Origin of the sequence: Streptomyces sp. SAJ15 (assembly GCF_007595705.1) — a bacterium.
GTDB lineage: Bacteria > Actinomycetota > Actinomycetes > Streptomycetales > Streptomycetaceae > Streptomyces.
Genome location: NZ_NISY01000001.1, coordinates 185,152 through 195,571 on the forward strand (window position 1 = coordinate 185,152; position 10,420 = coordinate 195,571).

A 10,420-nucleotide genomic window follows, 5' to 3' on the forward strand; every position below is an offset into this window, starting at 1 on the left:
CCCCTTGAGGCCGGTGTGCGGGCCCGCCCCCATTTCTGGGGGCGGGCCCGTTCCGTTCAGCAGAGCGCTGTGAGAGGAAGAGTGACGTGAGCGACGAAGCGGCGCCCGGCTTCGTACGGGTCCGGCTGGACCTGAGTTACGACGGCAAGGAGTTCTCCGGCTGGGCCAAGCAGCGCGGGCAGGGCACCCGCACGGTCCAGGGCGAGCTGGAGGACGCGATCCGCACGGTGACGCGGTCCGCCGAGACGTACGAGCTGACCGTGGCCGGCCGCACCGACGCCGGGGTGCACGCCCGCGGCCAGGTGGCCCACGTCGATCTGCCCGTGGAGCTGTGGGCCGAGCACCGCGACAAGCTGCTGCGCCGACTGGCCGGCCGGCTCCCGCATGATGTGCGGGTGTGGCGGGTCGCCGAGGCGCCGCCCGGCTTCAACGCCCGCTTCTCCGCGATCTGGCGCCGCTACGCCTACCGGGTGGTGGACCACCCCGGTGGGGTCGACCCGCTGCTGCGCGGCCATGTGCTGTGGCACGACTGGCCGCTGGACGTGGACGCGATGAACGAGGCGGCGCGCGGGCTGCTGGGCGAGCACGACTTCGCCGCGTACTGCCGGCGGCGCGAGGGCGCGACGACCATCCGCACCCTCCAGGAGCTGAGCTGGGAGCGGGACGCGGACGGCGTCATCACCGCGACGGTGCGGGCCGACGCCTTCTGTCACAACATGGTCCGCTCCCTGGTGGGCGCCCTGCTCTTCGTGGGCGACGGCCACCGCCCGCCGCGCTGGCCGGCCACGGTGCTGGCCGCGCGGGTGCGCGACTCGGCGGTGCATGTCGTACGGCCGCACGGGCTGACCCTGGAGGAGGTCGGCTACCCGGCCGACGACCAGCTGGCGGAGCGTAACAAGGCGGCGCGGAACAAGCGGTCGCTGCCGGTCGTCGCCGGATCCGGCGCCGCCGGCTGCTGCTGACGCCGCATCACCGGCCGACGGCACCCGCCCGGTGGCGGTGCGGGCGCCGTGCGCCGGCGGGCTACGCGCTCTGCTCCGGCACCGGCCCGGAGCTGACGGCCAGGTCGTTGGTGACGGTGAAGTACGGACGGACCCGGGCCAGTCGCGGCTCTCCTGACGCCCCGTCCGTCGACGGCACGTCGGCGAACGGATAGACGTCGGTCTTGTTGCGCTCGACGATGTCGCCGGTGAGCCGGCCGATGCGGATCGGCCGGGTGCCCGGGGCCAGCCGCAGCGAGAGGTCCCAGACCGCGTTCTCCTCGCGCACGGCGGCCAGTGTGCCGGTGTAGGGGACGGTGAACCGGAAGGTGGTCTCGTCCACCACGGTGACGTCGGTGTCGAAGGCGGGGTTCGCGGCCACCCGCGGCACCGCGGCGACCACCGGCAGATCGGCCGCGGTGAACCGGGCGCCGTGCAGGGTGCCCTCGACGGTGACCGAGCCGCCGTCGAGGCTGAGGCTGCGGGCCTCGGCGTGCGCGGGGCGCAGCCAGGTGCGGATCGACAGGCAGTTCTTGACGGTGGTGTAGGGGATCCACCAGGCGAACGGGGCGTCGGGCAGCGGCGCCAGATCGACCAGGCCGCGCTGCTCCACGATCTCGGAGGCGACCCGACGGCGGGCGTTGTCGTCGCGCCGGACCACATGGAAGTCCCAGCGCCCCTCGACCAGCCGGTGCTCGCGGCGGGATATTCGGGCGGTCCAGGGGCCCTTGTCGTTCTCCGGGCGCTGGATGGGCACGGCGATCTGCCGCGGGTCGTCGCCGCGCAGGGTGGCGGTGAGCAGCAGGTTCTCTCCGGACATGCCGGAGCGGTTGAGCAGCACCACGAGGTCGCCGGCGGCGTCCACCCGGCAGGTCGCCTTGGGGCGCAGCGGCTTGGCCCGCAGCGGCCGGGCCACGGCGGCGAGCGCGGTGGCGGTGGCGGACGGCTGGGCCCCGTGCTTCTGGGGCGCCGGGGTGCCGTGCATCCGGCGGCGCAGCGGTCGCACGATCCGGCCGGCGGTGCGGCGCAGCCGGCGGGTGAGCGGGGTGCGGGGGGCGGCGGGCCGGACCCGCTGCACGGTGGGCGTGGCGGCGACCTCCTCCTCCCCACGCAACTCGGCGACCAGCTGCTCGTAGAGCTTGGCGATGCTCTGGGGGGCGTACCGCTGCACGTTCACCTGGGCGGCGGCGCCCATGGCGTGGCGCAGCCGGTCGTCGTCGATGAGGGTCAGCAGCCCCTTGGCGATGGCGTCGACGTCGCCGACCGGGACCAGCAGGCCGTCCTTGCCGTGGTCGATGATCTCGCCGGGCCCGTGCGGGCAGTCGGTGGCGACCACCGGGGTGCCGCACTGCATGGACTCCACGATCGTCATGCCGAAGGACTCCTCGCGGGAGGTGACGGCGGCGATCGAGCCCTTGGCCCACTCGGGCTCGATGGGGGAGTAGGGGCCCATCAGGAAGACGTGGTCGCTGAGGCCGAGCCGGTCGATCTGGGCGCGCAGCTTGGCGCGCTCCGGTCCGCGTCCGTAGATCCGCAGCTTCCAGTCCGGCCGCTCGTCGACCACCTGGCGGAAGGCGTCCACCAGCAGGTCGTACCGCTTCACCGGGATCAGCCGACCGGCGGCGACGACCAGCTTGGCGTTGCCGTCGGAGGGTTCGACAGGGGCGGCCGGGGAGGCGTTGGGGATGCACATGATGCGCGTCGTGGCGTGCGGGAACCGCTCCCGGTGGGTGACCGCGTCCGCCTCCGAGACGGTGGTGTGCGCGTCCAGCTTGGGGATGGCGGCGTCCTGCGCGGCCCGGATCCTCGGCTCGTGGGTGCCGTAGATGCGGTGCTCCTGACCGATCCGCAGATAGCGGCCGGGGATGCCGAACTCGGCCAGGTACATCACCAGTCCGGGACGGGTGGCGACCACGGCCTCCGCGTCGGTGGTCCTCAGATACTCGGCGACGCGCTCGTCGGTGAGCTGGTCGAAGCTGGCCCCGTTGGCCTCCACCGGCGGCACGAGCGAGGTCGGCTTGCCGATCAGCTCGTGCCCGGCGTCGCTGCCCTTGACCCCCTCGCGCTTGTCGATCAGAGGGGTCAGCCGGACCTTCCGGCTGAGCGGCAACCGGGGTTCGTCCTGGGTGCGCCACACGGTCACGATCTCGACGTCATGGCGGGCGGCCAGGGCGTTCGCCGCGTTGAAGGTCGCCCGGATGGTGCCGCCGATGCCGTAGGCGTTCTGCAGCAGAAACGCAATCCTCATGGTGGTGTGCGCGCGGCGCCCCCGCGGCCGCGGCGCCCTCCCCTCCGCCGTACGCTCCGCGGATTTCCCTCTGGTGATGGGAGCCGGTCCGCGGGGGCAGGATGCGGACCGGCTGGTGAATAAGACTGGTCAGCGAAGGAAAGGTTGCTTTTGGGGGGAGTGATGGGGGATGAGCCACATTGGGGGAATGGGAGGCAACCTTTGACGGAGTTCTGTCATCAGGCCCCGATAGTCGGGTTCCGCGGAACTCCGTTGCCGCGGAGAAGAGTTGCCCCTAGTCCTCGGTTTCGTGGTCGCGGGCGCTGAGGGTGAGGTTGTTGCCGGCGTTGAAGTACGGCCGAAACCGGGTCGCCCCCCGCTCGGGGTGGTCCATGAGGGTGGCCGGGTGGACGTCGGTCGACTTCCGGTCCGGCACGTCCCCGGCGATGCGGCCGATGGGGATCGGCCGGGCGTCGGGCGCGGTGAGCAGCCGCAGGTCCCACAGGTCCTGCTCGACGCTGCGTCGGGCGAGGGCGTTGGGGTAGGGCAGGGTGAACTCGAAGCGGGTGGCGTCCAGGGGACGGGCCGGCATGACGATGTCGTACGCGCGGTCCTGCCGGGAGGCGGCGACGACGACGGCCTCCGAGGTCAGCTCGGTCGCCTGCGCGGTGGTGGCGCGGTGCAGCGCCGCGGTGGCGGTGAAGGCGTTCTGACCGACCACCACCTCCTCCACCTCCGCGTGGGCCGGCCGTAGCCAGGCCCGCAGGGCGAGGTAGCCGTCGCTGGTGGTGTAGGGGATGAGGGCGGACACGCCGCGGGAGCCGGTGGCCAGCGGCAGCGTCACCAGCCGTGCCTGCTCCACCAACTCGGCGGTGAGCCGGCGCCGCTTGTCGGTGTCGCGCACCGCGACGTAGCAGTCCCAGCGGCCCTCGGGCAGCACGTGCTCGGCGCGCTGCAGCGTGACGGTGGTCCAGGCGCCCGTCTCATCCGTCGTCAGCAGCGGCAGCCGTATCTCGCGCTTCTCCGGGTCGCGGCGCAGCCGGGTGACGAAATCGAGCGGCCCGTCGGGTAGCTCGGCGGTGCGCAGCCGCACGGTCACCCCGCCCTGCGCGGTGGCGCGGGCGTGCGCGCGGGTGACGGCGGGGGCGGCGGGGGCGGCCTCCGGAGCCTCCTCGACCTGCGGGGCGGGGGTGGTGTCGGGCAGGGCCCGCCGCAGGCTGGAACGCATCCGGCGCAGCAACCCGGCCGGCCGCGGCTGCTCCCGGTCCTGTCGGCGGCCCGCGCGGAGTTCCTCGATGAGGCGCTCGTAGCGGCCGGCGATGACGGCGGGGTCGTAGGTCGCCGCCGTCGTGCGGGCCTTGGCCGCCATGCGAAGGAGCGTGTCGCGGTCGTCGATCAGCCGGAGCAGCGCGGCGGCGTAGGCGTCGACGCCGCCGTCCAGGGGGACGAGGACGCCGTCCTCCCCGTTCGTGATGATCTCGCCGGGGCCGTACGGGCAGTCGGTGGCGACCACCGGCACCCCGCAGTGCATGGCCTCGACGATCGTCATGCCGAAGGACTCGGCGTCCGAGGAGACGGCGGCGATCGCGCCCTTGGCCCACTCGGTCTCGATGGGGGAGACGGCCCCCATCAGCCGCACCCGGTTGTACAACCCCAGCCGGTCGATGCGCTTGCGCAGCGCGTTCTTCTGCTTGCCCCGCCCGTAGATCCGCAGGCTCCAGTCCGGGCGCTCCGCCGCCACCTTGGCGAAGGCGTCGATCAGCCGGTCGTAGCGCTTGACCTCCACCAGCCGCCCGGCGGCCACGATCACCTTCGAGGCGTTGTCGGACGGCTCGACGGCGGGCGACGGCACGCCGTTGGGTATGCACAGGATCCGCGTCGACACCCGCGGCAGCGCGTCCCGGTAGATCCCGGCGTCCGCCTCCGACACGGTGACGAAGGCGTCGAGCTCGGCGAGCGCGGCGTTCTGGTCCTCGCGCATCCGCTCCACGTGCGAGTTGAACGTCAGATGCTCCTGCCCGATCCGCACCAGCCGCTCGTCGCCGTACCGCGCGAGGTAGCCGTTGAGGACGGGCCGCGTCGCGATGACCACGTCGGCGTCGGTGGATCGCAGATACGCCGCGACGCGCTCGTCGGTGAGCCGCGACGGCGGCATGGGACCGAAGGCGACCCCGGTGTCCTGCCACATCGCGCTCGGGTCCTTCGCGGCCGGCTCCTCCCCGTCGTAGCCGGCCGACTCGGGCCGCCAGTCGATGAGCGGCACCAGACGCACGTTCTCGGCGATGTCCAACTGGGGCGCGTCCGCGGGCTGGTACACGCTGGCGATCTCGACCGTGTGACGTTCGGACAGCGCGCGGGAGAGGTTGACGGTCGATCGGATCGTCCCGCCGATCCCATACGCGTTGTAAATCAGGAAGCTGATCTTCACTTGTCGTTTCCCCAGGTCACGGGGCCTGCGCGGGGTTTGCGCACGGCCGTGGTCGCCTAGGGGCGCCGCGATTATGACGGAGTGCGCCCGTATGTGGGAGTCGCTGTGGGCGTGGGGTGGTTGCTTGGCGGGTGCGAAGTGTGATCACGGTCATAGGGGGCGCATCCGGCTCTGAGTCGCCGTGGCTCCCATGAGCGAAAACTGACTGAATCGGTTTCCTTGGGCACTAAACGGCGACGTATGTCACATGAGAGCTTGAGTGACATAAAGGATGATCTGTCCTTTATTTTTCGTTTACTGACATAGACCAGAGCGTCACCGCTGCTCTACGTTCTGTCCTTGACCTGGCCACTTGGTCTTCACAATGTGGCCATATGGGCTTGGGGAGGGCCCGGGGGATGTTTCGTCATGCGCGCAGACGCGGCCGGCTTCGTATGGCCGTCGGTGGGCTGGGGGTGAGCCTGTCGATGGGCTTGCTGCCCGGTGGGTTGAGTGAGGCCGCGGCGGAGACGGCGGTGAGGGCCGGGCCCTCGGCGGTGTCGGGGCCGGGGGTCGACGACACGGGATCGGACGGCGCGGGGAGCTCTCAGACGTCCCCTGAGGACGAGGCGCTGGAGCAGGCCAAGCGCACCGGGGAGAAGGTCGAGGTAGCGGCGTTGCGCGGGGAGACCCGCGACGTCTTCGCCACTCCCGACGGCCAGTTCGAAGCAAACGAGTACCTGCGGCCGGTGCGGGCGCGGGTCGGCGGTGAGTGGAAGCCGGTCGACACGGACCTGGCGAAGGACGGCGACGGGATGGTCGCCCCGAAGGTCGCGACGGTGGACGTGGCGTTCTCCGGCGGCGGCAAAGGCCCGATGGTGCAGCTGCAGCGCGTCGGCCGCGAGCTGTCCCTGTCCTGGCCGACCGAGCTCCCCGCGCCGACGCTGGACGGTGCGACCGCGACGTATCCGGAGGTGCTGCCAGGTGTGGACCTCCGGCTGTCGGCGCAGGTCGACGGCTTCTCGCAGCTGCTGGTGGTGAAGTCGGCCGAGGCGGCCGCCAACCCGGAACTGGAGAAGCTGCAGCTGAGGATGGCCGCCGACGGGGTGCAGGTGCAGAAAACCGCCACGGGCGGCCTGGAGGCGATCGACGAGGGCGCGAAGACGGCGGTGTTCGAGGCGTCGGCGCCGTTGATGTGGGACTCGAGTGCCGCGGCACCGAAGGCGGCGCTCGACGCGGCGGCGCTCAAGGCGTCGGGGCTCAGGGCGGTGGCGCCCAAGGCTGAGACGCGGAAGGCCCGGGAGGCGGCCGAGCCCGGAAACGCGACGCGGGAACCGGGCGCGGGCGAGTCGGGGAAGCTGGCGCCCATCGACGTGGACGTGCCCGCCAGTGGCGAGCGGCTGGTGCTGACCCCCGACCACGAGGTCCTCAAGGGTCGGGACACGGTCTACCCCGTCTACCTCGACCCGCAGTGGCACACGCCGCGTGCCACGGCCTGGACGATGGCGTCGAAGTACTGGGCCAACGCCCCGCAGTGGAAGTTCAACGGTAAGTCCGACGAGGGCCTGGGCTACTGCGAGTGGCACTACTGCAACCCGCAGGACACCAAGCGGCTCTTCTACCGCATCCCGACGTCCACATACGCCGGCAAGACGGTGCTGTCCGCTGAGTTCGTGGTCCGCAACACCTGGTCGGCGTCCTGCTCCGACCGCGAGGTGCAACTGTGGCGGACCAAGGACATCGACGCGTCGACCACCTGGAACTCGCAGGATCATTCAAACTTCTGGTTGGACAAACTGGCGACACGGTCCTTCGCGTACGGCTGGGACGGCTGCGCCGCTGGTGACGCCGAGTTCGACGTGAAGAGCGCGGTTCAGGAGGCGGCGAACAAGAAGTGGCCCACGATGACCTTCGGGCTGCGCGCCACCAGTGAGTCCGACCGCTATGCCTGGAAGCGGTTCTCCGACAAGGCGCACCTGCGGGTGAAGTACAACCGGGCACCCCGGCAGATCAAGACGAGCCAGCTCCTCATGGAGTACGGCGGCAGGTGCGTGGGGCCGGACGACGCGCCCCGCGTTCGCAGCAACGGCTGGCTCCACGCGAACAACGTCACCGACCCGGACGGCGACAGGGTCTCGGTGGAGTTCCAGGCCGCGTGGGACTCCGGAGACGGCAAGGGCACCATTCCCCGCTGGAAGCCGGGCCGGACGAATTCGAAGAAGTCGGGTTCGGACTTCCGGGCCCACCTCCCGGCCACGATCCCGATGAACAAGACGATCGCGTGGTACGTCCGCTCCTACGACGGGTCCCAGTACTCCCCGTGGTCGTCCGCGGGATCGCCGACCAGCTGCTACTTCTCCTACGACTCCAGTGTGCCCAAGGCCCCGGGCGTGTCCTCGGACCAGTACCCGGCTTCCGACCCGGAGAACCCGGACGACCCGTGGCTCGACGGGGTGGGCCAGTACGGCGACTTCACCCTTGATTCCTCCTCCGCGGACGTCACCCGGTACCGGTACGGGATCAACCAGAGTCCGTCGGCCAAGAACGAGATCACGACCTCCGGCGGCGCCGCCAAGGTGGTGAAGGTCCTGCCGGCGAAGCCCGGACTGAACTTCGTCACCGCCCAGGCTTTTGACAAGGCCGGAAACGCCTCGGAGATCCGTACCTATCAGTTCCGCGTCAAGGCCGGGCAACCGGAGCGCGCGATCTGGCGGTTCGACGAGGACCCGAGAGCGACGGCCGCCGCGGGCTCCGCGCCGCCCCGTGCCACGAGACTGCACGGCGGAGCGCAGCTGGGCGTCCCGGGCGCGATGGGCACGGCGCTGAAGCTGGACGGGACCACGGGATACGCCAGCACGGACACCCCGGTGGTGGACACCCATGGTGGCTTCACCGTCTCCGCCTGGGTGAACCTCTCCGAAGTCCCGAAAGACCGCGGGGCGGTCGTCGCCGCGCAGCCGGGCAACCACCGGCCGGGCTTTGAGCTGTACTACTCGTCCGCGTACCAACGGTGGGCGTTCAACCAGTGGGCCTCGGACGATCCCCAGGCCCGCATCGTCCGCGTGATGCCGGCACAGCCGGGCGGCGTGAAGGCCGGCCAGTGGACCCACCTGGTGGGCACGTACGACTCCGTCGCGCAGCGGCTGAAGCTGTTCGTCAACGGCAAACAGGTGGGGGAGACCGCGCACACCACCGCGTGGAACGCGCGCCGCGGCTTGCAGATCGGCGCGACCGGTTACGACGGCAAGCCGGACCTGTTCTTCCCCGGCACCATCGACGAGCTGCAGATCTTCGACAAGGGCATCGCGCCGGAAGAGGTCGAGCGGCTTTACGCCAAGCAGCGCGTCGGCGACCCGGGGCGGCCCGCCGTCGCGGTCTTCGGCCTGGACGAGCAGGCCGGTGACGCAACCGTGAACGGCTACGGCGACGTCCTGCCCGCCCGGTTCCACGGCGGCGCCAAGGCCGGAACGCCGGGCATCTCGCGCAAGGCTCTGTGGCTCGACGGAGTGGACGACTACGCCCGCGTCGGCGTACCCCACCTCAACACCACGCGCAGCTTCGCGGTGTCGCTCTGGGCGAAGCTGCCCAAGACCAAGCCAGACCGGGCGGCGGTCGCCATCGCACAGAGCGGCAACCAGAAGGCGGGCTTCGAGCTGTACTACTCGTCCGCGTACGACCGGTGGGTGCTCAACCAGCACTCGGCGGACACCGCGGACGCCACCTCCGTACGCGTCATGCAGCCGGACGGCGCCAAGGCGTACGCCAACTCGTGGACTCACCTCGTCGGCGTGCACGACACGATCGCCGACACCCTGACCCTGTACGTGAACGGCACGTCGGCCGGCTCGGTGAAGCTCGGCGGCTCCTGGGGCGCGGCCGGACCCATGTTCGTCGGCGCGGGTGCCTCCGCGCAGACTCCGGGCAATTTCTTCCAGGGCCAGATCGACGACGTGCGTCTCTTCGCCCGGCCGGTCTCATCCGGCGAGGTGCGCCAGCTGTTCAAACAAAGCCCGGAGGTCAAGGGGCGCTGGCGCTTCGAGGAAGCCTCGGGCACGCCGCTCACCTCGCCCGATGATCTCCCCAAGGACGGCAATCCGATGAAGCTGGTCGGCAGCGCGACTGTCGGTAGGGGAAGGGTCGAGAAGGGCGCGCTCCAACTGGACGGGGTGAACGACTACGCGGCCTCGGACACGGTGCCGGTCGACACCAGCGGCAGCTACACGGTCACCGCCTGGGCGCAGGCCGCCGCCACCCCCAGGAAGAGCGCCGCCCTGGTGAGCGCCGAGGGAAGCCATCACAGCGGCTTCGTCGTGCGGTACGTGCCGGACGCGGGCCAGGCCACCGGACGGGGGCGCTGGCGGATCACGCTGCCGAACAAGGACGCCGCGGACGCCTCGCTGGCGCACGTGGACAACGACCAGTTCTCCAGCGTGACGGACTGGACCCATCTGGCCCTGGTCTACGACGGCTTCGCCAAGGAAGCACGCCTGTACGTGGACGGCCGACTGCAGGAGATCGCCTGTAGCGATGCCAACGGCGACGGGGAGGCGGACGACTCGACGTGCGCCGACCGGGTGCCGTGGGCGGAGAACGTGCTGACGTTCCAGGCGACGAAGTCCCTGCAGATCGGCCGGGCGAAGTCCGCGGGCGCCTGGGGGGAGTACTGGCCGGGATCGGTCGACGACGTCTGGACCTTCCAGGGATCCCTGTCCGAGAGCCAGATCGCGCGGCTGGCACAGGCCAGGCTCGGGATGCCCACCGAAGTACCGAGCGACTGACGCCTGAGCCGTTGACGAACACCGTCGC

The 10,420-nt window shown here is 71.1% G+C and carries 4 protein-coding genes; 2 read left to right on the forward strand and 2 right to left on the reverse strand.

The genetic code is table 11. The features are described 5' to 3' along the window. Positions 1–86 precede the first annotated feature (86 nt). Positions 87–962, forward strand: a complete 876-nt coding sequence (gene truA, locus CD790_RS00920; RefSeq protein WP_144380965.1) for a tRNA pseudouridine(38-40) synthase TruA — start codon at positions 87–89, stop codon at positions 960–962. Positions 963–1,023: 61 nt separating this feature from the next. On the opposite strand, the gene CD790_RS00925 is transcribed toward truA, so the two are convergent. Together CD790_RS00925 and CD790_RS00930 are read right to left on the reverse strand one after the other, a co-directional pair. Next, positions 1,024–3,228, reverse strand: a complete 2,205-nt coding sequence (locus tag CD790_RS00925) for a glycosyltransferase family 4 protein (RefSeq protein WP_144380966.1) — start codon at positions 3,226–3,228, stop codon at positions 1,024–1,026. 274 nt (positions 3,229–3,502) lie between these two features. Next, positions 3,503–5,635 carry a glycosyltransferase gene (locus tag CD790_RS00930; RefSeq protein ID WP_144380968.1) on the reverse strand — a complete coding sequence of 711 codons (2,133 nt, stop codon included), beginning with the start codon at positions 5,633–5,635 and terminating at the stop codon, positions 3,503–3,505. A 467-nt stretch (positions 5,636–6,102) separates the two neighbouring features. On the opposite strand from CD790_RS00930, the gene CD790_RS00935 reads away from it, so the two are divergent. Continuing rightward, entirely contained in the window at positions 6,103–10,392 is a 4,290-nt protein-coding gene (locus CD790_RS00935; protein ID WP_260867251.1) for a LamG-like jellyroll fold domain-containing protein, read from the forward strand. Positions 10,393–10,420 lie beyond the last annotated feature (28 nt).